We start from the raw sequence: 24,856 nt of genomic DNA, 5'->3' as shown, positions 1-24,856 counted from the left end.
CTTCACGGGCGGGTGGGTGGGGAGATCCGTCGCGGAGCGGCGGGACGGCTTCCGTACCCGCACCCGGGGCCCAGAGTTCCGGGCGGGCGGGTGGGGAGTATCCGCCGCGCAGCGGCGGGGACGGCTTCCGCACCCCCGCCGGCCAGAGGCGCCCGCGCAATACGGTGACCGACAGACCACACCACATCACGCGAGGTTCCACATGCCCAGCGAGTACTTCATTCCCGACCCGGAGGGTCGGATCCCGAGCGCCGAAGGGTACTTCGGCGCGTTCGGCGGCAAGTTCATCCCGGAGGCGCTGGTCGCCGCCGTCGACGAGGTGGCCGTCGAGTTCGAGAAGGCGAAGGCGGACCCGGAGTTCGCGCGCGAGCTCGACGACCTGCTCGTGAACTACACGGGCCGCCCGAGCGCCCTCACGGAGGTGCCGAGGTTCGCCGAACACGCCGGTGGCGCCCGGGTGTTCCTCAAGCGCGAGGACCTGAACCACACCGGGTCCCACAAGATCAACAACGTGCTCGGGCAGGCGCTGCTCACCAAGCGCATGGGCAAGACCCGGGTCATCGCCGAGACCGGCGCGGGCCAGCACGGCGTCGCGACGGCCACCGCCTGCGCGCTGTTCGGGCTCGAGTGCACCATCTACATGGGGGAGATCGACACCCAGCGGCAGGCCCTGAACGTCGCGCGCATGCGGATGCTCGGCGCCGAGGTCGTCGCGGTGAAGTCCGGCAGCCGTACGCTCAAGGACGCGATCAACGAGGCGTTCCGCGACTGGGTGGCCAACGTCGACCACACCCACTACCTGTTCGGCACCGTGGCGGGCCCGCACCCCTTCCCCGCCATGGTCCGCGACTTCCACCGCGTCATCGGCGTCGAGGCCAGGCGGCAGATCCTGGAGCGCGCCGGGCGCCTGCCCGACGCCGCCGTCGCCTGCGTCGGCGGCGGCTCCAACGCGATCGGCCTGTTCCACGCGTTCATCCCGGACGCCGACGTACGCCTCATCGGCTGCGAGCCCGCGGGGCACGGCGTGGAGACCGGCGAGCACGCGGCCACCCTGACCGCGGGCGAACCGGGCATCCTGCACGGCTCGCGCAGCTACGTCCTCCAGGACGAGGAGGGCCAGATCACCGAGCCCTACTCGATCTCGGCCGGACTCGACTACCCGGGCATCGGCCCCGAGCACGCCTTCCTCAAGGACAGCGGCCGCGGCGAGTACCGCGCGGTCACCGACGCCGCCGCGATGGAGGCCCTGCGCCTGCTCTCGCGCACCGAGGGCATCATCCCGGCGATCGAGAGCGCGCACGCCCTCGCGGGCGCCCTGGAGATCGGCAAGGAGCTGGGCAAGGACGGGCTGATCATCGTCAACCTGTCGGGCCGCGGCGACAAGGACATGGACACCGCAGCCCGCTACTTCAACCTGTACGACACGGACGCCGCCGTCGCGGCGGACGCCGCGGGAGACAACGCCGAGATCGAGGGGGACGCCAAGTGAGCGGGAACATCCAGCTGTTGAACGACACCCTCGCCGCCGCCAAGGCCGAGGGCAGGTCGGCGCTCATCGCCTACCTCCCGGCGGGCTTCCCCACCGTGGACGGCGGCATCGAGGCGATCAAGGCGGCCTTCGAGGGCGGCGCGGACGTCGTCGAGGTCGGCCTGCCGCACAGCGACCCCGTCCTGGACGGGCCGGTCATCCAGACCGCCGACGACATCGCCCTGCGCGGCGGCGTGAAGATCGCCGACGTGTTCCGCACGGTGCGCGAGGCCCACGCGGCCACGGGCAAGCCGGTGCTCGTCATGACGTACTGGAACCCCATCGACCGCTACGGCGTGGAGCGCTTCACCGCCGAGCTCGCCGCGGCGGGCGGCGCGGGCTGCATCCTGCCCGACCTGCCGGTGCAGGAGTCGGCGCTGTGGCGCGAGCACGCGGCCAAGCACGACCTCGCCACCGTCTTCGTCGTCGCGCCGAGCAGCAAGGACGCCCGGCTCGCGACGATCACGGCGGCCGGTTCGGGCTTCGTGTACGCGGCCTCGCTGATGGGCGTCACCGGCACTCGCGTCTCCGTGGGCGCCCAGGCGCAGGACCTGGTGGAGCGCACCCGCGCGACCACCGAACTGCCGGTCTGCGTCGGCCTCGGCGTCTCGAACGCCGCGCAGGCCGCCGAGGTCGCGGGCTTCGCCGACGGCGTCATCGTCGGCTCGGCGTTCGTCCAGCGGATGCTGGACGCCGACGACGAGGCGGCCGGTGTCGCCGCGGTCCGCGAGCTCGCGGGTGACCTTGCGAAGGGCGTACGCGAACACGCGTAATCCTTAAGGGTGGACCTGGGACCGGGGAGGCCGCACGGGCCTCCCCGGTTCGTTTGCCCGGATGTGAGCGAGAAGAACCGAGAAGGTAAGCAATCGGCCCGTGAACGCCTTGCCGTGGAGCGGGAGCGGCAGAAGGCGCGCGACAAGCGGCGCCGCGGGCTCCTGGTCGGCGCGGCCGTCGTCGGCGTGCTCGGCCTGGCCGCGGTCGTCGGCGTACTCGCGGCAGGCGCGGGCGACGACAAGAAGGACAAGGACACCACCGGCCCGGTCGTCGTGCCCAAGGGGGCGAGCGGCGAGGACAAGCTGTCCATCCCGCTCGGCAAGGACAGCGCGAAGTCCACGCTCACGGTCTGGGAGGACTTCCGCTGCCCGGCCTGCAAGAACTTCGAGGACATGTACCGCTCGACGATCAACGACCTCGCCGCCCGGGGCATGCTGAAGGTGAACTACCACCTCGCGACCCTCATCGACGGGAACATGGGCGGCAGCGGCTCCCTGCACGCCGCCAACGCCGCCGCCTGCGCCCAGGACGCGGGCAAGTTCGCTCCGTACCACGACGAGCTGTTCAAGAACCAGCCGCCGGAGCCCGACGACGCCTTCGCCGACAACGCCAAGCTGATCGAGCTCGCGGGCAAGGTCGACGGCCTTGTCACCGCCCCGTTCAAGAAGTGCGTGAACGACGGCACCCACAACAGCTGGGTCGGCAAGTCCCACGAGGCCTTCCAGAAGGCCGAGCTCCGCGGCACGCCCACGGTCCTGCTCGACGGCAAGGACATCTTCAGCGACCAGCAGAACCCGCTGACCCCCCAGAAGCTCAAGGCCATGGTGGAGAAGGCGAACCAGTAGCCGGGCGGCGGTCCGGCGGTTCGCGCGGCCCGGGGACGGGGGCGTCGGCCCCGTCCCCGGGCCCGTCTGTGCCCGGCCCCGTTATGGACCCGTTGCGGGGCTGCCTGCCGTCGCCGCCGCCCGGCACGGTAGCGTCGACCCTGCCATGGAATTTGCCTACATCCCCAGCCCCTCGCGCGGAGTGGTCGATCTCGGCCCGATTCCGCTGCGCGGCTACGCGTTCTGCATCATCATCGGCGTCTTCGTTGCCGTGTGGCTCGGCAACAGGCGGTGGGTCGCCCGCGGTGGCCGGCCCGGCACCGTGGCCGACATCTCCGTGTGGGCGGTGCCCTTCGGACTCGTCGGCGGCCGCCTGTACCACGTGATCACGGACTACCAGCTGTACTTCAGCGACGGCCGTGACTGGGTGGACGCCTTCAAGATCTGGGAGGGCGGGCTCGGCATCTGGGGCGCCATCGCCTTCGGCGCCGTCGGCGCCTGGATCGGCTGTCGCCGCCGGGGCATCCCGCTGCCCGCGTGGGCCGACGCGCTGGCCCCCGGCATCGCCGTCGCCCAGGCCATCGGCCGCTGGGGGAACTGGTTCAACCAGGAGCTGTACGGCAAGAAGACCGACCTGCCGTGGGCGCTGAAGATCACCTCCGCGGAGGACGGCCGGGTCCCCGGCACCTACCACCCGACGTTCCTGTACGAGTCGCTGTGGTGCATCGGCGTCGCCGTCCTGGTCATCTGGGCCGACCGCCGCTTCAAGCTCGGCCACGGCCGCGCCTTCGCGCTGTACGTCGCGTCGTACTGCGCCGGCCGCTTCTGGATCGAGTACATGCGCGTCGACGACGCCCACGAGTTCCTCGGCCTGCGTCTGAACAACTGGACGGCGCTGCTCGTCTTCGTCCTCGCCGTCGTCTACTTCGTGGTGTCGGCGCGGACCCGGCCCGGCCGCGAGGAGGTCGTCGAACCCGGCGCGGCGGAGGAGAAGCAGCTCTCCGGCACCGGTGACGCGGCGGCCGACGACACCGATGCCGACGCCGGTGACAAGGAGACCGCCGACGCCACGTCCGGCGGCGACACCAAGGCCCCGTCCATGACCAAGGACCTGACCAAGCCGAAGTCCACGAAGCCCACGGACGCGGCGGCCGACAAGGGCTGACGGGCTCCGCCCCGACCCCCGACCGGCCCCGCTACGGCCCGCTCCCGGCGAGCGCCAGCGTCCTGCGGGCCTGCTCCACCACCGCCCGGTCCACGAAGCGGCCGTCGGGCAGTGCGAGCGCGCCCTCCTCGGACGCCGCCGCCTTGAGGACCGACTCGGCCTCCTCGACCTCCCGGGCGGTGGGCAGATAGGCGCGCTCGATCACCGGGAGCTGACGCGGGTGGATCGCAGCCCGGCCCAGGAAGCCCAGGGTGCGCCCGTGCGCGCAGGACGCCGCGAGGCCGTCCGTGTCCCGGATGTCGGGGTGCACGGACTGCGGCGGCGCCGGGAGCGCCGCCGCCCGCGCGGCCACGATCACCCGCGAGCGCGCCCAGTCGAGCCCCGCGTCCTCGCGTACGCCCAGGTCGGCGCGGAGGTCGGCCTCCCCGATGGACACCCCGCGCAGCGCCGGGTGCGCGGTGGCGATGGCGTGGGCCCGCTCGATGCCGAGGGCGGACTCCAGGAGGGCGTGCAGCGCGGGCGCCCCGCCGTCGTGCGGCGCCGCCCGCTCCGCCGCGCGGATCACGTCGGCCGGTGAGGTGACCTTGGGCAGCCGCAGCCCGGCGAGTCCGGGCAGCGGGGCGACGGCCTTCAGGTCCGCGTCGGACAGCGGGGTGCCGAGCGCGTTCACGCGGACCTGCACGGCCGGGCGGGCGGCGCCCGGCGACGGCGGGGGCGGCGGCTCGGCGAGGAGTTCCGCCGTGGCCGCGCGGGCGTACTCCTTGCGGGCCGGGGCGACCGCGTCCTCCAGGTCGACCACCACCACGTCCGCGCCCGCCACGAGCGCCTTCGCCACCACGTCGGGCCGGTCCCCGGGCACGTACAGCCAGGTCAGCGGGATCGGTCTCACAGGGCGCCCGCCTCGCGCAGCGAGCTGATCTCGCGGCCGGTGAGGCCGAGCTCGGTGAGGACCGCGTCGGTGTCGGCGCCGTGCGGGCGGCCCGCCCAGCGGATGGCGCCCGGGGTCTCGCTGAGGCGGAACAGCACGTTCTGCATGCGCAGGTCGCCCAGCTCCGGGTCGTCGGGGACGGTGGTGATGGTGCCGAGGGCCGCGTACTGGGGGTCGGTCATGACGTCCCGTACGTCCTGGACGGGTGCCACCGCCGCCTCCGCCTTCTCGAACGCCTCGATCACCTCGGCGCGGGTGCGGTCCGCGATCCACGCGCCGACCGCCTCGTCGAGCACGTCCGCGTGGGCGGCGCGCCCCGTGCCGGAGCCGAACCACGGCTCGGCGGCCAGGTCGGGGCGTCCCACCAGGCACAGCACGCGCTCGGCGATCGACTGCGCGGAGGTGGAGACGGCGACCCACCGGTCGTCCGCCGTGCGGTAGGTGTTGCGGGGCGCGTTGTTCGCGGAGCGGTTGCCGGTGCGCGGCTGCACATGGCCGAGCTGGTCGTACCAGAGGGGCTGCGGGCCGAGCACCGTGAGGATCGGCTCGATGATCGCCATGTCGACGACCTGGCCGCGGCCCGTGTGTGCGCGCGCCGCCAGGGCGGTCATGACCGCGTACGCCGTCGCCAGACCCGCGATGGAGTCCGCGAGGCCGAACGGCGGCAGCGTCGGCGGCCCGTCCGGCTCCCCGGTGGCCGCGGCGAACCCGCACATCGCCTCCGCGAGGGTGCCGAACCCGGGGCGGCGCGCGTACGGCCCGAACTGGCCGAAGCCGGTGACCCGGGCGAGCACGAGACGCGGGTTCGCGGCGCTCAGCCGCTCCCAGCCGAGGTCCCACTTCTCCAGGGTGCCGGGGCGGAAGTTCTCCACGATCACGTCCGCGTCGGCGGCGAGCCGGAGCAGCGTGGTGCGGCCGCCCGGGGTGGAGAGGTCGAGCGTCATCGTGCGCTTGTTGCGGCCGAGCAGCTTCCACCACAGGCCGACGCCGTCCTTCGCCGGGCCGTGCCCCCGCGACGGGTCGGGTCGGGTCGGGTGCTCGACCTTGACGACGTCCGCGCCGAAGTCGCCGAGGAGCGTGGCGGCGAGGGGACCGGCGAAGAGGGTGGCCAGGTCGAGGACGCGCAGGCCCGTCAGGGGCGGCGGTGGTGAGGGCGGGGCCGTGGGCGCGGTCAGCGGTGCGGACGGGCTCATGCGCTCGCTCCCGCTTCGGCGTCGATCTCCGCGCGGTACGGCATGGAGGTCGCCGCTCCCGTCCGCTGCACGGAGAGCGCGGACGCCGCCGACGCCCAACTCATGGCGTCCGGAACGGAGTTGCCCTCGCAGAGCGCCACCGCGAGCGCGCCCGCGAAGGTGTCGCCCGCGCCCGTCGTGTCCACCGCCGTGACCCGCCGCGCGGGCACCGTGACGGGCTCGGCGCCCCGGGCGGCGTACAGGCTGCCCGCAGCGCCGAGCGTCACGACGACCTCCGGGACCTGGGAGAGCAGCGCGCGGGCCGCCGCGGCCGGGTCCGTGATGCCGGTGAGGGCGGCGGCCTCGTGCTCGTTGGGGAGCAACAGGTCGGTGGCGGCGAGGAGTTCGGGCGGCAGCGGCTGCGCGGGCGCCGGGGTGAGGATGGTGCGGACGCCGTGCTCGCGGGCGGTACGGGCGGCGGCCAGCACGCCCTCAAGTGGGACCTCCAGCTGGAGCAGGAGCGCGGCGGCGGAGGCGATCTCGGCCCTGTCGCCCGCGGACAGCGCGGTGAGCGTGGCGTTCGCGCCGGGGATCACGACGATCGCGTTGCCGCCGTCGTCGTCCACGACGATGTGGGCCGTGCCGCTCGGGCCCTCGACCGTGCGCAGCAGGTCGGTGTCCACGCCCGAGTGGTCGAGCGCCGACCGCAGTTGGGTGCCGAAGGCGTCGTTTCCGACGGCGCCGATCATCGCGACGGTGGCGCCCGCGCGGGCCGCGGCGACGGCCTGGTTGGCGCCCTTGCCGCCGGGGAGGGTGCGGAACTCGCGGCCGGTGACGGTCTCCCCGCGCTGCGGGGCCTTGGCCACGTACGCGACGAGGTCCATGTTGGTGCTGCCGAGTACGGCGATGTGGGGCCGGGTCATGGGTGGGGTGCCTCCTGCGGGGCGGGGTCGTCGGTCAGGTGCGCGGTGAGACGCGCGAGGGTGTCGAAGCCGGTGCCGTGGAAGCCGCCGACCGAGGTGGCGAGCCGGTTGTGGAGCGGGGCTGTCCAGCGGTCCGGGAGCGCGTCAGGGCGACCGGACAGCAGGCCCGCGACCGAGCCCGCCGTCGCCCCGTTGGAGTCCGTGTCCCAGCCGCCCGACACCACGCGCGTGATCGACGCGGTGAAGTCGCCGTCGGCGTGCGTGAGGGCGGCCGCGAGCAGCGCCGCGTTCGGGACGACGTGCACCCAGTGGTACCTGCCGAACTCGGCGTGCAGCCGGTCCACCACGGCGTCGAAGTCCCGGTGCGCCCCCGCGAGGTCGACGCCGCGGCGCACCGCCCGGGCCAGGCGCGAGTCCGGCGGTACCACGTCGAGGCCCGCCGCCAGGCTCGCGTGCACGTCGGCCGTCCCCGACGCCGCCGCCGCGATCGTCGCCGCCGCGAACATCGCCCCGTACACGCCGTTGCCCGTGTGCGTCAGACACGCGTCCCGGTGCGCCTGCTCCGCCGCCGACGCCGGGTCACCCGGGTTCGTCCAGCCGTGCACGTCCGCGCGGATCAGGGCGCCGATCCACTCCCGGAACGGGTTGTGGTGGCGGGCCGTCCGTGGCGGCGGTACGCCGTTCAGGAGGTTGCGGTACGCCACGCGTTCCGCCGTGAAGGTCCTCGCGGCCGGGAGTTCCTCCAGCCACAGCGTGGCCACGTCGTGCGTCGTGAACGCCTTGCCGTGGCGCTGGAGGAGCAGCAGGTTCAGCAGGGGGTAGTTGAGGTCGTCGTCCTCCGGCATGCCGTTGATGTTCTCGGCCAGGGAGGTGGGTGCCGAGCGTCTGTTCCAGGGGTACGTGGTGGTCAGCTCGGGTGGGACTCCCTGTGCCGTGAACCAGGTGCTCAGGGGCCAGTTGCCGGTGGCCTTCGCCAGGGCACGGATGCCTTCCAGGGGGAGCTTTTCGACGGGCTTGCCGAGGAGGCAGCCTGCGGCTCGGCCCAGCCAGGCCGTGTGGAGGCGGGTGCGGTGGGTGGGCCCTGCCGGGGGCTCCCCAGTCCCGCCCCTTCCCGTAACCAGGGGCGCTGCGCCCCCTGGGCCCCAGCCGGGTGGGTGTCCCGTGCGGGTGGGACGGCTCCCGTCGATCGGCGCTTCGCGCCTCGTCCTCAATCGCCGGACGGGCTGGAAATGTGCCGCTTCGGCAGCGTCTTCCCGTTCCCGTTCCTGCCCGAGTTCGGTCAACAGGTCTTCCGCCAGGGCCCGTAGCTGTGGCGAGGCCTCGTCTGGGGACGCGCCCGACCGCGGCGGGGCGGTGCGGCCGCCCGCCGCCCGCCAGCGGGCCGCCGCCTCCGTGACGTCTCTGCCCTCCTCCTCCGCCTGCCGGAACTCGTGCGCGATGAGGTCCTCGGGCTGGAGCCAGGTCAGGCGGGTCATGCGGCGGGGTCCGTCAGGGACGTGAACGCCGCCTCGTGGGTGCGGCGGCGGGTGCGGTCCTTGGTGAAGATCTCCCGGGCGACTTCCGTGAGGGTGAGGGCGGGGGTGCGGAGGTCGAGGCGGCTCGCCTCGGCGACCGTCGTCGACCAGTCATCGGGGACGGTGGACGCGCCGCGCAGGGCGCCCGCGATGGCGCCGCTCATCGTGGCGGTCGAGTCGCAGTCGCGGCCGTAGTTCACCGAGCCGAGCACGGTGCGGCGGTAGTCGCCGTCGGCGATCAGGAGCATGCCCAGGGCGACGGGCAGCTCCTCGATGGCGTGCAGGCGGGAGGGGCGGCGGGCGCCGAGGGACGGGGCGCGGTAGTCCGGGCCGACCGTGTCGAAGGGGGCGACCGCCGTCCGGAGCGGGGCGAGGGCGGGCTCGAACTCGTCGTACCCGGACGCCACTTCGGCCACCGCCTCGATCGCCGCGCGCGTGCCGTCCTTCGCCAGGGCGAGGCAGGTCTCGACGACCGAGGCGGGCGTCGCGCCGGGGACGCAGGCCGCCGCCACCGCCGCCGCGAAGACCCCGGCCGCCTCCCTGCCGTACGACGACTGGTGCGCGCCCGCGACGTCCAGGGCCTCGGCGTACGCGCCCGCCGGGTTCGCCGCGTTGACCAGGCCGACCGGTGCCATGTACATCGCGGCGCCGCAGTTGACGATGTTGCCCGCGCCCGCCTCGCGCGGATCCACGTGGCCGTAGTGGAGGCGGGCCACGAGCCACTTCTCGGCGAGGAAGAGGCGGTGCAGGGGGAGGGCGTCCGCCTCCAGTTCGGGGATCCAGCGCGGGGTGGTGATCAGGTCGGGGACCAGGTGGTCGGCGATCGCGTACGCGTCGAGGTGGTCGCGGACCGTCGCGTACACGCGGATCAGCGCGTGGGTCATCAGGGTGTCGTCGGTGATGTGGCCGTCGCCCTTGTGGTACGGGGCGATGGGGCGGGCCGTGCGCCAGTCGTCCCCGTGCCAGGGGCCGACGATCCCCCGGACGCGGCCGCTGTGGCGCTCGGCGATCTGGTCGGGGGAGCAGCCCTCGACGGGGCCGCCGAGCGCGTCACCGACCGCCGCGCCGACCAGGGCGCCCGTCACGCGGTCGGCGAGGGTCAGCGTCGGGCGGCTCGCCCGGGAGCTTCCCGGTGTCGGATCCAGTGGTGGCATGTCCCGAGTCCTCCTGCGGTGTGGGTGGTTCGGTGTGGGCCCGCGCCAACTGCCCGGCCAGCTCCACCAGATCGGTGCCCGCGAGGCGCGGCAGGGCGCAGCCGGAGAGGGTGCGGCAGGTCTCCCGCCACGTGTACGGGATGGCGGTGGCCGTGGCCAGGGCGCCGGTCAGCGCGCCGGTGAGGGCGGGTGCGGAGTCGGCCACGCGGGACAGGCAGGCGGCCGCGGGGACCGCCTCGCGGATCCGGCCCTCGGAGGCGACGGCCAGGGCCAGGGCCACCGGGACGGTCTCGGCGGCGGCGATGCCGTAGCTGTAGACGTGGTCGACGATGCTGTGCTCCAGGAGCGGGACCAGCGCGAAGGTGGCGCCGGCCGGGTCCTGTGCGCAGGCGCGGGCCAGGTCCAGGGCGTGGCGGGCGTTGCGGCCGATCTCCGTGTGCGCGGGCAGTTGGGTGAGGGCGGCGGCCGTGGCCTCCTCGGGGGACGCGCCCGTGAGCGCGGTCGCGATCGCCGCGGCCATCGCGCGGGCGCCGTGCACGCCGTCGCCGTCCTGGGTGTAGCGGGCGTCGAACTCGGCCAGGTCGGCGGCCCGTTCGGGGGCGCCAGGGTGGACCAGGGCGAGGACGCAGGCGCGTACGCAGGCGGCGTCGTCGAAGAAGTGCGGGTTGTCGTGGCCGGTGGCGGGTGGGCGCAGGCCTGCAGCGAGGTTGCCGAGGCCCGCGCGTACGGAGATGCGGGCGCGCAGGGGGAGGAGGGCGGACTCCACCTCCGGGGCGCGGGCTGCCGCCGCTGCCACCTCGCTGGCCAGGGTGTTCCAGGCGAGGGCCAGGGTCGCTCGGGTGCGGCGGTCCCTGGTGAGGGTGCGGTCCAGGGTGCCGTCCGTCGCCTTCAGTACGGCTTCGGCGGTGAAGGCCGCCCACTCGGCGTCGTCGGAGGGGCCGAGGCGCAGGGGTTCGGGGGGCTGGTTCAGGGCGATGGGGACGGGGAGGGTGGTGGTCGCGTTGTGTTCGGCGAAGGTGTCCAGTTCTCGGGTGAGGCGGCGGGTCCAGGTGGGCATGCGGGCCGCGCGGTGGCGGGCCGCGGGCCAGCCCGCGGCGTCGCCCGCGGCCAGGCCGAGGAGGAGGCCTTCGGCGCGGGCGTCCGTCGTCGTGCCCTGTGCGGGGGTCGCCCCAGGGGGGCCTTGGCCGGCGTGGGCGTCGAGGGTGCCCGGCGCCGGGGCCCCGGTCACGGCGAGTGAGCCGCGCGGCGCCGCCGTGTCCGCCCTTCCCGAACCTCTCGGTTCCGCTCGAGCAGGGGATGCCCCTGCCGCCCTCTGGGCGGACCAGCTGCCCACAGCGGGGGGAGGAGGCTTCACGGTGCCTCCTCGTCCGGGGTCAAGAGGTCGGCGATGTCCAGGACGTGATGGCCCCGCATCGACGGCAGGCAGGTGCCGAGGGCCGGGCCGATGGGGGTGGACCACTCCGGGGGGATCGCGGTCGCGCCGCAGCTCGCGCCTGCCAGGGCGCCCGCGACCGCCGCCGTGGTGTCGGCGTCGCGGCCCATGTTCACCGCTGTGAGGACCGCCGTCGTGAAGTCGCCCCCGGCGGCCGCGTACGCGCCGAAGGCGAGGCCGACCGCCTCGGGGGCGAGGTCCGTCCACGGGTAGCCGCCGATGACGACCGCCGAGCGGACCGCGCGTTCGCCGCGGTGGGCGACGGCGACGGCCCGGCGCAGCGAGCGGGCGGTCCAGCTGTCCGCCGGGATGACGGACAGGGCCGCCGCGACCACCGACTCCACCGGCGCCCCGGCCATCGCCGCCGCCACGCCCGCGGCCACCGCGCGGCCGCCGTGGATGCCCTCGCCCTCGTGGCTGACGGTGCCGTCGACGGCGACGAGTCGGGCCGCCTCGGCGGGGGCGCCCGCGGCGAAGACGCCGAAGGGGGCGGCGCGCATCGCGAGCCCGTCGCTCCAGGCGTGCCGGTGCTGGGCGGAGATGGGCGCGGCGAGGCCCCGGCGCAGGTTCTCCAGGGTGCCGCGTTCGCTGAACCCCGCGCCGCGGAACGGGCCTTCGTCGAGGTCGGCGATCCACTGGTGCCAGGCCGCCTCGACGTGCGCGACGGTGAGCGCGGAGCCGTGCCGGGCGAGGAGAAGGCCGGAGAAGATGGCGTACTCGGTGTCGTCCGTCCCCGCCGGATGCTCCACGACGTACCCCGTGATGCGGCCCCAGCGGCGGCGGATCTCGGACGGCTTCATGTTCTCCGCGGGCGCGCCGAGCGCGTCGCCGACGGCGAGGCCGAGCATCGCGCCGCGGGCCCGCTCGCGGAGTCCGCCGGCGTCACCGGGCGCCGGGACCGAGGGAACACATGCGACGGATGCCATGCCGTGCCTCCCTGTCACGCTGACTGCCGGGTTGCAGTGCGTTGGACCATCCCTGCCACGCGACGGCACTCATGTGAGCATTCGTGCGCTCAGCGTCACCCCTTCGGCATGTCGGGCAGGCTCCGCGCGAGGTTCGGGGGAGGGCCTGCCGAGGCGCGTTTTCGCAGGTAAGTACGGCCTTCCTTGCTGGCGGGCAAGATTTTTCGCGCGTACTTTCGAGGGTGTCCGAGGGGGAGGGACCGGGGCCGGAGTGCTCCGTACCGGGGTGACGTGTGCCCCCGTCCGCGTGCGCGTGCCCCCGTCCGAGTGGGAGGAAGAGTTTTCGTCATGGCGATCATCGAGATCGAGGCCCCGCTGCACGAGGCGCACCGGGACAACCACACCCATCGCGACGTCAACGGCGGCTGGCTGCGCCCCGCCGTCTTCGGCGCCATGGACGGTCTCGTGTCCAACCTGGCCCTGATGACCGGTGTCGCGGGCGGGGCGGTGTCGCGCGAGACCATCGTCATCACCGGCCTCGCGGGGCTCGCCGCCGGCGCGTTCTCCATGGCCGCGGGCGAGTACACCTCCGTGGCCTCGCAGCGCGAGCTGGTCCAGGCCGAACTGGACGTGGAGCGCAGGGAGTTGCACAAGCACCCCCAGGACGAGGAGCGGGAGCTGGCCGCGCTGTACGTGTCGCGCGGCGTCGAGCCCGAGCTTGCCGGTGAGGTCGCCCGGCAGCTGTCCAAGGACCCCGAGCAGGCCCTGGAGATCCACGCCCGCGAGGAGCTGGGCATCGACCCGGGCGACCTGCCCTCGCCGCTGGTCGCCGCCGTGTCCTCGTTCGGCTCCTTCGCGCTGGGCGCGCTGCTGCCCGTACTGCCGTATCTGCTCGGGGCCAGTGCCCTGTGGCCCGCGCTGCTGCTCGCGCTGATCGGGCTCTTCGCGTGCGGTGCGGTCGTGGCCAGGGTGACGGCGCGGTCCTGGTGGTTCAGCGGGCTGCGGCAGCTCGCGCTGGGCGGTGCCGCGGCAGGTGTGACGTACGCCCTGGGCAGCCTGTTCGGGACGGCCGTAGGATAGGCGGCCGTGCAGGTGTATGCAGGATTCTGCATAAGTAGTCGTTACCGTGCGGTTTCGATTCCTTGACCGCCGGGCATGAGCCGTAAGCGCTGCGGGCAATGAGGCCCCTGGCGCTCCGGACCCGCGGCCACCGATCTGTCCGCTTCCGGTCCGCTCCCGCCGCTCTCGACCCCCAGAGCGCGTCCACATGTTGGAATGAAGTATCCGCTTTTCGAGAAGCGGTCCATCATGTAACCTGCACGAAATTTAGCCAGGGCCAACGTCGTCCCTATCGCCGCTCGCGCCCCCGGAGCCCCATTCGCCCGGGAGGTCGCCCCCATCACGACGACGGGAGTGCCGATGCGTTCCGACGCCTGGTCGCCCATGGACGGTCGCCCCGCCCCGCAAGGGATGTACGACCCCCGTAATGAGCACGACGCCTGTGGCGTCGGGTTCGTGGCCACCCTCACCGGTGAGGCGAGCCATGAGCTCGTCGAGCAGGCGCTGACCGTACTGCGCAATCTCGAACACCGCGGCGCCACCGGTTCCGAGCCCGACTCCGGCGACGGCGCCGGCATCCTGCTCCAGGTCCCGGACGCGTTCCTGCGCGAAGTGGCCGGATTCAGCCTCCCTGAGGCGGGCGCGTACGCCGTCGGCATCGCCTTCCTGCCGCAGGACTCCGCCGCCGAATCCGTCTCACGGATCGAGACGATCGCCGCCGAAGAGGGCCTGACCGTGCTCGGCTGGCGCGAGGTCCCCGTCGCCCCGACGCTGCTCGGCGCCACCGCCCGCTCGACCATGCCGGTCTTCCGCCAGCTGTTCGTCGCGGACAGCGAGAGCAGCGGGCTCGTCCTGGACCGCAAGGCGTTCGTGCTGCGCAAGCGCGCCGAACGCGAGGCGGCCACCTACTTCCCCTCGCTCTCGGCCCGCACGATCGTCTACAAGGGCATGCTGACCACCGGCCAGCTCGAGCCCTTCTTCCCGGACCTGTCCGACCGCCGCTTCGCCACGGCCATCGCCCTCGTCCACTCGCGCTTCTCCACGAACACCTTCCCGAGCTGGCCGCTCGCCCACCCGTACCGCTTCGTGGCGCACAACGGTGAGATCAACACCGTCAAGGGCAACCGCAACTGGATGCGGGCCCGCGAGTCGCAGCTCGTCTCCGACGTGTTCGGCGCCGGGGACAAGCTGGAGCGGATCTTCCCGGTCTGTACGCCGGACGCCTCCGACTCCGCCTCCTTCGACGAAGTCCTCGAACTCCTGCACCTCGGCGGCCGCTCGCTGCCGCACTCGGTCCTGATGATGATCCCGGAGGCCTGGGAGAACCACGCCTCCATGGACGCAGCCCGCCGCGCCTTCTACCAGTTCCACGCCACGATGATGGAGCCCTGGGACGGTCCGGCCTGCGTCACCTTCACCGACGGCACCCAGGTCGGCGCGGTCCTCGACCGCAACGGCCTGCGCCCCGGCCGCTACTGGGTCACCGACGACGGCCTGGTCGTCCTCGGCTCCGAGGTCGGCGTCCTCGACATCGACCCGGCCAAGGTCGTCCGCAAGGGCCGTCTGCAGCCCGGCCGGATGTTCCTCGTCGACACCGCCGAGCACCGCATCGTCGAGGACGACGAGATCAAGGCCGCCCTCGCCGCCGAGAAGCCCTACGCGGAGTGGCTGGAGGCCGGCGAGATCGAGCTGTCCGACCTGCCCGAGCGCGAGCACATCGTGCACACCCACGCCTCCGTCACGCGCCGCCAGCAGACCTTCGGCTACACCGAGGAGGAGCTGCGCATCCTGCTCGCCCCGATGGCCAAGGCCGGGGCCGAGCCGATCGGCTCGATGGGCACGGACACGCCGATCGCCGCGCTCTCCGCACGCCCGCGGCTGATCTTCGACTACTTCACCCAGCTCTTCGCGCAGGTCACCAACCCGCCCCTTGACGCCATCCGTGAGGAGCTGGTGACGAGCCTGCGTTCCTCGCTCGGCCCGCAGGGCAACCTCCTCGACCCCACCGCGGCCTCCTGCCGCAGCGTCACCCTGCCCTTCCCGGTCATCGACAACGACGAGCTGGCCAAGCTCATCCACATCAACGCCGACGGCGACATGCCCGGCATGAAGGCCGCGACGCTCTCCGGCCTGTACCGCGTCGGCGGTGGCGGCGACGCCCTGACCGCCCGCATCGAGGAGATCTGCGCCGAGGCCGACGCCGCCATCGAGGCCGGCGCCCGCCTGATCGTGCTCTCCGACCGGCATTCCGACGCCGAGCACGCCCCGATCCCCTCGCTCCTGCTCACCGCGGCCGTCCACCACCACCTCATCCGCACCAAGCAGCGCACCCAGGTGGGCCTGCTCGTCGAGGCGGGCGACGTGCGCGAGGTCCACCACGTCGCGCTGCTCATCGGCTTCGGCGCCGCGGCCGTCAACCCGTACCTGGCGATGGAGTCCGTCGAGGACCTGGTCCGCGCGGGCACCTTCCTGCACGCCGATGAGAACGGCGGGGCCGAGCAGGCCATCCGCAACCTGATCTTCGCCCTCGGCAAGGGCGTGTTGAAGGTGATGTCCAAGATGGGCATCTCCACGGTCGCCTCCTACCGCGGCGCCCAGGTCTTCGAGGCCGTCGGCCTCCAGGAGGCCTTCGTCGAGAAGTACTTCAACGGCACCGCCTCCAAGATCGGCGGCGTCGGCATCGACGTCATCGCCCAGGAGGTCGCCGCCCGCCACGCCAAGGCCTACCCGGCCTCCGGCGTGCCGTCCGCGCACCGCGCCCTGGACATAGGGGGCGAGTACCAGTGGCGCCGCGAGGGCGAGCCGCACCTGTTCGACCCCGACACGGTCTTCCGCCTCCAGCACTCCACGCGCAGCCGCCGCTACGACATCTTCAAGCAGTACACGGACCGCGTGAACGAGCAGTCCGAGCGCCTGATGACGCTCCGCGGCCTGTTCGGCTTCAAGAGCGAGGGGCGCACGGCGATCCCCGTCGAGGAGGTCGAGCCGGTCTCCGAGATCGTCAAGCGCTTCTCCACGGGCGCCATGTCGTACGGATCGATCTCCCGCGAGGCGCACGAGACCCTCGCCATCGCCATGAACCAGCTGGGCGGCAAGTCCAACACCGGCGAGGGCGGCGAGGACGCCGACCGCCTGTACGACCCGGCGCGCCGCTCCTCCATCAAGCAGGTCGCCTCCGGCCGCTTCGGCGTGACCAGCGAGTACCTGGTCAACGCCGACGACATCCAGATCAAGATGGCCCAGGGCGCCAAGCCCGGCGAGGGCGGCCAGCTGCCCGGACACAAGGTCTACCCGTGGGTGGCCAAGACCCGGCACTCGACGCCGGGCGTGGGGCTCATCTCCCCGCCGCCGCACCACGACATCTACTCCATCGAGGACCTCGCCCAGCTCATCCACGACCTGAAGAACGCCAACCCGCAGGCCCGCATCCACGTGAAGCTGGTCTCCGAGGTCGGCGTCGGCACGGTCGCCGCGGGCGTCTCCAAGGCGCACGCGGACGTCGTCCTCATCTCCGGCCACGACGGCGGCACCGGCGCCTCGCCGCTCACCTCGCTCAAGCACGCGGGCGGCCCCTGGGAGCTCGGCCTCGCCGAGACCCAGCAGACGCTGCTCCTGAACGGCCTGCGCGACCGCATCGTCGTGCAGACCGACGGCCAGCTGAAGACCGGCCGCGACGTGCTCATCGCCGCGCTGCTCGGCGCCGAGGAGTTCGGCTTCGCGACCGCCCCGCTCGTCGTGTCCGGCTGCGTCATGATGCGCGTCTGCCACCTGGACACCTGCCCGGTCGGCATCGCCACGCAGAACCCGACGCTGCGCGAGCGCTTCAGCGGCAAGGCCGAGTACGTCGTGAACTTCTTCGAGTTCATCGCGCAGGAGGTCCGCGAACTCCTCGCCGAGCTCGGCTTCCGCTCCATCGAGGAGGCCGTCGGCCACGCCGAACTCCTCGACACCGAGCGGGCCGTGAACCACTGGAAGGCCCAGGGCCTGGACCTGGAGCCGCTGTTCCACGTCCCGGACCTGCCCGGCGGCGCCGTGCGCCACCAGGTCGTCGCCCAGGACCACGGCCTGGAGAAGGCCCTCGACAACGAGCTGATCAAGCTCGCGGCCGACGCGCTCGCCGCCGACTCCCAGGCGGACGCCCAGCCGGTCCGCGCCCAGGTCGCCATCCGCAACATCAACCGCACCGTCGGCACCATGCTCGGCCACGAGGTGACGAAGAAGTTCGGCGGCGCGGGCCTGCCCGACGACACCATCGACATCACCTTCACCGGCTCCGCGGGCCAGTCCTTCGGCGCCTTCGTGCCGCGCGGCGTCACCCTGCGCCTGGAGGGCGACGCCAACGACTACGTCGGCAAGGGCCTCTCCGGCGGCCGGATCATCGTCCGCCCCGACCGCGGCGCCGACCACCTCGCCGAGTACTCCACCATCGCGGGCAACACCATCGGCTACGGCGCGACCGGCGGCGAGCTGTTCCTGCGCGGCCGCACCGGCGAGCGGTTCTGCGTGCGCAACTCCGGCGCGCTCGTGGTGTCCGAGGGCGTGGGCGACCACGGCTGCGAGTACATGACCGGCGGCCATGCGGTCGTCCTCGGCGAGACCGGGCGCAACTTCGCGGCCGGCATGTCGGGCGGCATCGCGTACGTCATCGACCTGGACCGCGACAACGTCAACGCCGGGAACCTGGCGGCCGTCGAGCCGCTCGACGACACCGACAAGCAGTGGCTGCACGACGTCGTGCGCCGCCACCAGGAGGAGACGGGCTCCACCGTCGCCGAGAAGCTGCTCGTGGACTGGGACACGTCCGTGGCCCGCTTCAGCAGGATCATCCCCAGCACGTACAAGGCAGTGCTCGCCGCCAAGGACGCCGCCGAGCGAGCCGGACTCTCCGAGTCCGAGATCACCGAGAAGATGATGGAGGCGGCGACCAATGGCTGATCCCAAGGGCTTTTTGAACCACGGCCGCGAGGTCGCCGAGACCCGCCCGGTCCCCGAGCGGCTGCGGGACTGGAACGAGGTCTACGTCCCCGGCTCGCTGCTCCCGATCATCTCCAAGCAGGCCTCGCGCTGCATGGACTGCGGCATCCCGTTCTGCCACAACGGCTGTCCGCTCGGGAACCTCATCCCCGAGTGGAACGACTACGCCTACCGCGAGGACTGGTCCGCGGCCCAGGAGCGGCTGCACGCCACGAACAACTTCCCGGAGTTCACCGGGCGGCTGTGCCCGGCCCCCTGCGAGGCGGCCTGCGTCCTCGGCATCAACCAGCCCGCCGTCACCATCAAGAACGTCGAAGTCTCCATCATCGACAAGGCGTGGGAGACCGGTGACGTGGCGCCGCAGGCCCCCGAGCGCCTGTCCGGCAAGACCGTCGCCGTGATCGGCTCGGGCCCGGCGGGCCTCGCCGCCGCCCAGCAGCTCACCCGCGCCGGCCACACCGTCGCCGTGTACGAGCGCGCCGACCGCATCGGCGGCCTCCTTCGCTACGGCATCCCCGAGTTCAAGATGGAGAAGCGGCACATCAACCGCCGCATCGAGCAGATGCGCGCGGAGGGCACCAAGTTCCGCACCGGCGTGGAGATCGGCCGCGACATCGACGCGACGAAGCTGCGCAAGCGCTACGACGCCGTGGTCATCGCCGCCGGCGCCACCACCGCCCGTGACCTGCCCGTCCCCGGCCGCGAGCTCAAGGGCGTCTACCAGGCGATGGAGTACCTGCCGCTCGCCAACAAGGTGCAGGAGGGCGACTACGTGACCACGCCCGTCTCCGCCGAGGGCAAGCACGTCGTCGTCATCGGCGGCGGCGACACCGGCGCGGACTGCGTGGGCACCGCCCACCGGCAGGGCGCGGCCTCCGTCACCCAGCTGGAGATCATGCCCCGCCCCGGCGACGAGCGGTCCGCCGGGCAGCCCTGGCCGACCTTCCCCATGCTCTACAAGGTCACCTCGGCCCACGAGGAGGGCGGCGAGCGCGTCTACTCCGTCTCGACCACCCACTTCGAGGGCGACGAGGACGGGAACGTGCAGTTCCTGCACCTCGTCGAGGTCGAGTTCGTGGACGGCAAGCTCAACCAGAAGCCGGGCACGGAGCGGCGCATCCCCGCCCAGCTCGTCACCCTGGCCATGGGCTTCACCGGCACCGACCGCGAGAACGGCATGGTGGAGCAGTTCGGGCTCGACCTGGACGCGCGCGGGAACGTCGCCAGGGACGGCGAGTTCCAGACGAACGTCCCCGGTGTGTTCGTCGCCGGTGACGCCGGGCGCGGTCAGTCGCTCATCGTGTGGGCGATCGCCGAGGGGCGCTCGGCCGCCCGCGGCGTGGACCGCTTCCTCACCGGTGCGAGTGATCTTCCCTCACCCATTCGCCCGACCGACCGGGCCCTCACGGTGTAATCCGTACGGCCCCCTCATACGTCCCGTACAACGGCGTACGGAACTGGCGCGGCGCCTGCCCTGTCCCCGACCGGACACTGGGCGGGCGTCGCGTTTTTCGTGCTCTCCGCTCCCCGCGCCTACACCGCGATTGCGTGGTGCGCAACGACGATTGCAAGCCGTAGCGCACTGCGCAACGGTGATTACGGTTCGGCCGCTTCGCCGAAAGGGTCTAGACCGCCCACACTCTGTGTGACCAGAATCGCTCTCACCAAAGGAACCTGAAGGGGGCCGGCATGAAGCGACGTGTCATCGTGGCAGGTTGTATCGCCTTGACGCTCGGTCTGACCGCGACCGCGTGCGGTGGCGACGACGGCGGCGACAGCGGCGACAACGGCGGCAAGGTCGAGGGCAAGGGCAAGACGCTCACCGTGTGGATCATGGAGGGCACCAACCCCGATCCCCGGCCCTTCTTCAAGGAGGTCGGCGCGGCCTTCGAAAAGAAGACCGGCGCCAAGATCAAGGTCGAGTACCAGCAGTGGGCGACCGCCCAGAAGAAATTCACGACCGCGATCGAGGGCGGCCCGGACCAGGTCCCCGACGTCGCCGAGGTCGGCACCACCTGGGTGCCGCAGTTCGCCGAGACCGAGGGGCTCGTCGACGTCACGGACGAGGTGAAGAAGTCCGGCCTCGCGGGCGACCTGGTCGAGGGCCTGAAGGACGCCGGCACGCTGGACGGCAAGCAGTACGGCATGCCGTGGTACGCGGGCGTGCGGTCCATCGTCTACCGCAAGGACATCTTCGAGAAGCACAACCTGAAGCCGCCGACGACCTGGAAGGAGCTCCAGGCCACGGCGAAGACGCTGAAGGACAAGGAGCCGGGCCTGATCCCGTTCCCGGTGGCGGGCGGCGCGGAGATGTTCGCGACCCCCTTCATCTGGGGCGCGGGCGGTGAACTCGCCACCCAGGACGGCGACGAGTGGAAGTCCGCCATCAACTCGCCCCAGGCGATCAAGGGCCTGGAGTTCTACACCGGCCTCGCCACCAAGGACAAGGTCTCCCCGGCCAAGGTGAACACCTGGACCGAGAAGGAGGTCGGCGACGCCTGGAACAAGAGCCAGATCGCCATGGCGATCGGCGGCAATTGGACCCCGAAGGCCATCACGGATGCGAACCCCAAGCTCAAGGGCAAGCTCGGCGCGGTCCCGATCCCGGGCGAGACCGGCGGCATGAGCAAGTCCTTCCTCGGCGGCTCCTACTTGTCCACGTTCGACACGGACAAGAAGGAACTGGCCTGGGAGCTGGTCAAGCTCATGACGACCGGTGAGTTCGCCGCGAAGTGGGCCAAGCAGACCAACTACTTCCCCGGCCAGAACTCCGAGCTGAAGAAGATCGAGGGCCAGAAGGACCCGCTGGTCGAGCCGTTCGCGAAGCAGATGATCGAGGCCGGCGCCACGGTGCCCAAGACCAAGGCGTACGGCGAGATCCAGGCCTCCCAGGTCGTCACCGGCATGGTCCAGTCGATCCTCACCGGCAAGTCGTCCGTGAAGGAGGCCGCGAACAAGGCGGCCAAGGACATGGACGAGATCTTCGCCAAGGACAAGTAGGCACACAGGGACGAGTGACCACGTGAAAGACATGCTCGTCAGCGACGGCTCGAAGGACGGTTCGTCCGGCTCTTCGAGCCTTCGCTCCCGCCGCGACGACGACGGTGACGCCGCGCGCCGCCGCAAGAGACTGACCACCCTCACCCGCCCCTGGCTGCTGCTCGCCCCCGCGCTCGTCGTGCTCATCGGCCTGCTGCTGTGGCCGCTGATCCAGGTCGGCAAGCTGTCGCTGCAGGACTACGTCGTCAAGTTCGGCGGCGGCAAGGGCACTTACACCGGCTTCGACAACTACACGGACCTGCTGACCGGCGAGCTGCTGTGGAAGACGGTCCTGCCCAACACGGTGTTCTTCGCGTTCGCCTGTGTCGGCCTGACCGTCGCCCTCGGCACGGCCGTGGCGCTGCTCCTCAACCGCCTCGGCCCGACCTGGAGGCTGATCTGCTCGGTGTCGATCCTGGCCGCCTGGGCGATGCCCGCGGTGACCGGCACGTACGTCTGGATCTGGCTGTTCTCGCCCGAGGACGGCATGGTCAGCCAAGTCGCCGACTCCATGGGCCTGATCGACGCCGAGACCACCAACTGGTTCACCGAACGCCTTCCGTTCTACGCCATCGCCACCATCAACGTCGTGCACCACGGCTTCCCGTTCGTGGCGATCACCGTCCTCGCGGGACTCCTGACGATTCCCAAGGAGCTGTACGAGGCCGGGGAGATCGACGGCGCCAACGCCTGGCAGCGGTTCTGGAAGATCACCGTGCCGACCATCAAGCCCGTCTTCCTGGTGGTGACCATCCTCTCCACCATCTGGGACTTCAAGGTCTTCACCCAGGTCTTCCTGATGCCGGGAGGCAGCGGCTCCAATCCCGACGTCTACAACCTCGGCGTGTACTCCTACATCGAGGCGTTCGCCAAGAACGACTACGGCGCGGGCGCCGCGGCCGCGGTCCTGCTCACGCTGCTGCTGCTCGCCATCACCATCGTCTACATCCGGACGCTGTTCCGGCAGGGGGAGGAGGACCTGTGACCACCCGCCGCACCTCGCTCGCCGCACGCATCGGCCTGCCGCTGTCCGTGGCGGCCCTGCTGGTCTTCACGCTCTTCCCCGTCTACTGGATGGTCTCCACCGCCCTCGACCCGAAGGCGCTCACGCGCGGCTCGGACCTGCTGCCGAGCGGCATCAGCTTCGAGCACTTCGACTTCGTCTTCGACCGGGGCAACTTCGGGCAGTACCTGCTGAACTCGGCGATCGTCGGGATCGCCACGATCCTGGCGGCGGCGCTGCTCTCGCTGTTCGCGGCGATCGCGGTGGCCCGCTTCAAGTTCAAGTTCCGCACCTCGGTGCTGATCATGATCCTGATCGTGCAGATGGTGCCGCTGGAGGCCCTCGTCATCCCGCTGTTCATCCAGATGCGGGACTACGAGATGCTCAACTCGCTGCTCGGCCTGTCGATCGTCTACATCGCCCTGTCGCTGCCGTTCGCCATCTGGACCCTGCGCGGGTTCGTGGCGGCGGTGCCCAAGGAGGTCGAGGAGGCCGCGTACATCGACGGCGCCTCCTGGTTCCGGATGTTCTGGTCGGTGCTGCTTCCGCTGGTCGCGCCCGGGCTCGTCGCCACCTCGATCTTCGCCTTCATCACGGCGTGGAACGAGTTCGTGTTCGCGTACACCTTCATGAAGGGCAGCGACAAGTACACGGCGGCCGTGGGCATCTTCCAGTTCTTCGGTGAGAACACCACGTCCTGGGGTCCCGTGATGGCCAGCTCCACGCTGGTCACGGTGCCCGTCATGCTCTTCTTCGTCGTCGTCCACCGCAGGCTCGGGTCGGGTCTGGCGGCGGGGGCCGTCAAGGGCTGATCCGCGCTCCGCGAGGGGGCGGGGAGGTGCTGCCGGGTTTCCGGCGGCTCTCCCCGCCCCCTTCCGCTTGCCCGGGCTGCCCTCGTCCCGCCCCCCGCTATTGACTATTATTCAATTTCGCTCCACTCTCGGGACCTTGAAGCCCAGCGCACCCTCCGGGAGGTCCCGTGAGCACCGAAGCACTGGAGAAACTGACCGCGGAACTGGGGGTCAGGCCCCCCGAGTCCTTCGCCGCGCTGCCGTCCGAACGGCTCGCGGCCCTCGCCGACGCGCTGCGCCGAGAGCGCGAGAGCCGGGCGTCCGGCCTGAACCAGGCCGCCGAGGAGGCCCTGAAGCTGGTGCCCGCGCTGGCCCGCGGGCCCGTACGCCGGATCCTCTTCCGGTAGGCGGGGGCGAGGACACCATGGACAAGCTGCGCGGCAGGGCCGAGGCCCAAAAGACCGCCCGCCTCCTCGACGTCGAGCCCGACGCGCTCGCCTTCCTCGGGGAACTGCCCGCCGAGGACGTGCGCCGCTTCCGGGCCGACTGCGTCGCGACGCTCCACGACCGGGCGCCCGACATGCTCGACCGCATCGCCTCCGCGACCAAGCTCGTGCCCGCCGGGGTCGCCGCCGCCATCTCCCAGAAGGCGCTCGGGCCCCGGCTCGCCGCCGCCGTCGCCGGGCGCCTCGAACCCGCCCGCGCCGCCGACATCATCGAGAAGCTGCCCGTCTCCTTCACCGCCGAGTCCTGCGCGCACCTCGACCCGCGGCGCATCAGCGGCATCGTCGACCGGCTCGACGAGGACCTGCTCGTCCGCATCGCCGTCGCCCTCGCCGAGCGCGAGGACCACATCACGATGGGGCGGTTCGTCGGCCATCTGCGCGACAGCGCGCTCGGACGGATCCTGCCGCAGGTCGCCGACGCCGTGGTGCTGCGCACCGGCTTCCTCATCGACGTGCCCGAACGGCTCGGGCACATCGTCGAGTTGATGGGTGAGGAGCGGCTCGCCGGCGTCATCGGGACGGCCGCCGCCGACGGTCTTTGGGCCGAGGCGCTCGCCGTCGCCGGGATGGTGACCGGGGAGCAGCGCGGGCGGATCGCGTCCCTCGCCGCCGCGCAGCCGCCCGAGCGGCTCGATCCGCTCGTCGTGACCGTGGCCGGGCAGGGGCTCTGGGAGTCGTTGCTTCCGCTGGTCGCGCTGCTGGGGCCCGAGGAGTTGCGTACGGTGGCGGGGCTGCCGTCCCTGCGGGACCCCGACGTCCTCGGCGGGGTCGTTCCCGCCGTCGTCGCCACCGGCCTGTGGGGGGAGTTCCTGCCCCTCGTGGAGGTGCTGCCCGAGGACTCCCGCCGGGTGGTCGCCTCGCGGGCCGCCGCGCTCTCCGACGCGGAGCTTGACGCGCTTGTCCGGGAGGTCGGGAAGCGGGATCTCTGGGAGCTGGTGTTGCCGCTTGTGGAGTTGATGGACGACGAGGCGAAGGTCAGGATCTTCGCGCTGCCTGCCTTCGAGGACCGGCCCTCCTAGGCTCGCCCTCCTGGTCGTGGGGCGCCCTGGGGTGCTTTGTCTGTACGTTGCCCGGGGTGGGCGCCGGTCGCGCTGCGCGCTCGTCCTCAAACGCCGGACGGGCTTTTTTCCCCACCCGCCCGCCCTTCTCCCTCCCCGGGGGGGTG

The 24,856-nt window shown here is 72.2% G+C and carries 19 protein-coding genes; 12 read left to right on the top strand and 7 right to left on the bottom strand.

What is annotated here, in order from left to right; genetic code table 11:
- The first annotated feature begins 202 nt into the window (after positions 1-202).
- From trpB to lgt, 4 genes are all read left to right on the top strand, one after another.
- Complete coding sequence (gene trpB / locus OO63_RS38710; RefSeq protein ID WP_030361626.1) at positions 203-1,489, top strand: tryptophan synthase subunit beta; 1,287 nt, start codon at positions 203-205, stop codon at positions 1,487-1,489.
- The gene (gene trpA, locus OO63_RS38705) at positions 1,486-2,301 is read left to right on the top strand and encodes a tryptophan synthase subunit alpha (protein WP_030361625.1); all 816 of its coding nucleotides are present in this window, start codon (positions 1,486-1,488) and stop codon (positions 2,299-2,301) included. The genes trpB and trpA overlap by 4 nt, the downstream gene beginning before the upstream one ends.
- A gap of 63 nt (positions 2,302-2,364) precedes the next feature.
- Positions 2,365-3,147: a DsbA family protein gene (locus tag OO63_RS38700; protein WP_030361624.1), complete on the top strand. Its 783-nt coding sequence runs from the start codon at positions 2,365-2,367 to the stop codon at positions 3,145-3,147.
- 145 nt (positions 3,148-3,292) lie between these two features.
- Positions 3,293-4,291 (top strand): prolipoprotein diacylglyceryl transferase, encoded by a 999-nt coding sequence (gene lgt, locus OO63_RS38695; protein ID WP_051811636.1) that lies wholly within the window; start codon positions 3,293-3,295, stop codon positions 4,289-4,291.
- A gap of 31 nt (positions 4,292-4,322) precedes the next feature.
- On the opposite strand, the gene OO63_RS38690 is transcribed toward lgt, so the two are convergent.
- From OO63_RS38690 to OO63_RS38660, 7 genes are all read right to left on the bottom strand, one after another.
- On the bottom strand, positions 4,323-5,180 hold the full coding sequence (locus tag OO63_RS38690) for an HpcH/HpaI aldolase/citrate lyase family protein (RefSeq protein WP_030361622.1): 858 nt from the start codon (positions 5,178-5,180) through the stop codon (positions 4,323-4,325).
- Entirely contained in the window at positions 5,177-6,412 is a 1,236-nt protein-coding gene (locus OO63_RS38685) for a CaiB/BaiF CoA transferase family protein (RefSeq protein WP_051811635.1), read from the bottom strand. The genes OO63_RS38690 and OO63_RS38685 overlap by 4 nt, the downstream gene beginning before the upstream one ends.
- Positions 6,409-7,314: a ribokinase gene (gene rbsK / locus OO63_RS38680; RefSeq protein ID WP_030361620.1), complete on the bottom strand. Its 906-nt coding sequence runs from the start codon at positions 7,312-7,314 to the stop codon at positions 6,409-6,411. Before rbsK ends, OO63_RS38685 begins: the two co-directional genes overlap by 4 nt.
- Entirely contained in the window at positions 7,311-8,789 is a 1,479-nt protein-coding gene (locus OO63_RS38675; RefSeq protein ID WP_030361619.1) for an ADP-ribosylglycohydrolase family protein, read from the bottom strand. The genes rbsK and OO63_RS38675 overlap by 4 nt, the downstream gene beginning before the upstream one ends.
- On the bottom strand, positions 8,786-9,982 hold the full coding sequence (locus tag OO63_RS38670) for an ADP-ribosylglycohydrolase family protein (protein ID WP_030361618.1): 1,197 nt from the start codon (positions 9,980-9,982) through the stop codon (positions 8,786-8,788). Before OO63_RS38670 ends, OO63_RS38675 begins: the two co-directional genes overlap by 4 nt.
- Positions 9,879-11,210, bottom strand: a complete 1,332-nt coding sequence (locus tag OO63_RS38665; RefSeq protein ID WP_078619634.1) for an ADP-ribosylglycohydrolase family protein — start codon at positions 11,208-11,210, stop codon at positions 9,879-9,881. Before OO63_RS38665 ends, OO63_RS38670 begins: the two co-directional genes overlap by 104 nt.
- Positions 11,211-11,332: 122 nt before the next feature.
- Entirely contained in the window at positions 11,333-12,340 is a 1,008-nt protein-coding gene (locus OO63_RS38660) for an ADP-ribosylglycohydrolase family protein (RefSeq protein WP_033264882.1), read from the bottom strand.
- A 327-nt stretch (positions 12,341-12,667) separates the two neighbouring features.
- On the opposite strand from OO63_RS38660, the gene OO63_RS38655 reads away from it, so the two are divergent.
- The 8 genes from OO63_RS38655 (at position 12,668) to OO63_RS38620 (ending at position 24,710) form a co-directional block, all read left to right on the top strand.
- Positions 12,668-13,399: a VIT1/CCC1 transporter family protein gene (locus tag OO63_RS38655; RefSeq protein WP_030361617.1), complete on the top strand. Its 732-nt coding sequence runs from the start codon at positions 12,668-12,670 to the stop codon at positions 13,397-13,399.
- A gap of 390 nt (positions 13,400-13,789) precedes the next feature.
- Complete coding sequence (gene gltB / locus OO63_RS38650) at positions 13,790-18,313, top strand: glutamate synthase large subunit (protein ID WP_030361616.1); 4,524 nt, start codon at positions 13,790-13,792, stop codon at positions 18,311-18,313.
- Positions 18,306-19,766 (top strand): glutamate synthase subunit beta, encoded by a 1,461-nt coding sequence (locus tag OO63_RS38645; RefSeq protein WP_030361615.1) that lies wholly within the window; start codon positions 18,306-18,308, stop codon positions 19,764-19,766. The genes gltB and OO63_RS38645 overlap by 8 nt, the downstream gene beginning before the upstream one ends.
- A 275-nt stretch (positions 19,767-20,041) precedes the next feature.
- Entirely contained in the window at positions 20,042-21,352 is a 1,311-nt protein-coding gene (locus OO63_RS38640; protein WP_030361614.1) for a sugar ABC transporter substrate-binding protein, read from the top strand.
- Positions 21,353-21,383: 31 nt separating this feature from the next.
- Positions 21,384-22,376 (top strand): carbohydrate ABC transporter permease, encoded by a 993-nt coding sequence (locus tag OO63_RS38635; RefSeq protein WP_030361613.1) that lies wholly within the window; start codon positions 21,384-21,386, stop codon positions 22,374-22,376.
- A complete protein-coding gene (locus tag OO63_RS38630; RefSeq protein WP_033264881.1) occupies positions 22,373-23,206 on the top strand; it encodes a carbohydrate ABC transporter permease in 834 nt (277 codons plus the stop codon). Before OO63_RS38635 ends, OO63_RS38630 begins: the two co-directional genes overlap by 4 nt.
- Positions 23,207-23,373: 167 nt before the next feature.
- The gene (locus tag OO63_RS38625) at positions 23,374-23,592 is read left to right on the top strand and encodes a hypothetical protein (RefSeq protein WP_030361611.1); all 219 of its coding nucleotides are present in this window, start codon (positions 23,374-23,376) and stop codon (positions 23,590-23,592) included.
- Positions 23,593-23,609: 17 nt separating this feature from the next.
- Complete coding sequence (locus OO63_RS38620) at positions 23,610-24,710, top strand: hypothetical protein (protein ID WP_030361610.1); 1,101 nt, start codon at positions 23,610-23,612, stop codon at positions 24,708-24,710.
- Positions 24,711-24,856: the final 146 nt, after the last annotated feature.

This window comes from Streptomyces alboflavus, from assembly GCF_000716675.1.
GTDB lineage: Bacteria > Actinomycetota > Actinomycetes > Streptomycetales > Streptomycetaceae > Streptomyces > Streptomyces alboflavus.
This window is presented reverse-complemented; position numbering and strand designations above follow the sequence as displayed.

Bases quoted from the DNA above. Each gene is read 5' to 3' on its own strand.
- OO63_RS38635 (WP_030361613.1), top strand. From the start codon at position 21,384: ATGCTCGTCAGCGACGGCTCGAAGGACGGTTCGTCCGGCTCTTCGAGC.
- lgt (WP_051811636.1), top strand. From the start codon at position 3,293: ATGGAATTTGCCTACATCCCCAGCCCCTCGCGCGGAGTGGTCGATCTC.
- OO63_RS38655 (WP_030361617.1), top strand. From the start codon at position 12,668: ATGGCGATCATCGAGATCGAGGCCCCGCTGCACGAGGCGCACCGGGAC.
- OO63_RS38675 (WP_030361619.1), bottom strand. From the start codon at position 8,789: ATGACCCGCCTGACCTGGCTCCAGCCCGAGGACCTCATCGCGCACGAG.
- trpB (WP_030361626.1), top strand. From the start codon at position 203: ATGCCCAGCGAGTACTTCATTCCCGACCCGGAGGGTCGGATCCCGAGC.
- OO63_RS38670 (WP_030361618.1), bottom strand. From the start codon at position 9,982: ATGCCACCACTGGATCCGACACCGGGAAGCTCCCGGGCGAGCCGCCCG.
- OO63_RS38640 (WP_030361614.1), top strand. From the start codon at position 20,042: ATGAAGCGACGTGTCATCGTGGCAGGTTGTATCGCCTTGACGCTCGGT.
- gltB (WP_030361616.1), top strand. From the start codon at position 13,790: ATGTACGACCCCCGTAATGAGCACGACGCCTGTGGCGTCGGGTTCGTG.
- rbsK (WP_030361620.1), bottom strand. From the start codon at position 7,314: ATGACCCGGCCCCACATCGCCGTACTCGGCAGCACCAACATGGACCTC.
- OO63_RS38645 (WP_030361615.1), top strand. From the start codon at position 18,306: ATGGCTGATCCCAAGGGCTTTTTGAACCACGGCCGCGAGGTCGCCGAG.
- OO63_RS38660 (WP_033264882.1), bottom strand. From the start codon at position 12,340: ATGGCATCCGTCGCATGTGTTCCCTCGGTCCCGGCGCCCGGTGACGCC.
- OO63_RS38620 (WP_030361610.1), top strand. From the start codon at position 23,610: ATGGACAAGCTGCGCGGCAGGGCCGAGGCCCAAAAGACCGCCCGCCTC.
- OO63_RS38685 (WP_051811635.1), bottom strand. From the start codon at position 6,412: ATGAGCCCGTCCGCACCGCTGACCGCGCCCACGGCCCCGCCCTCACCA.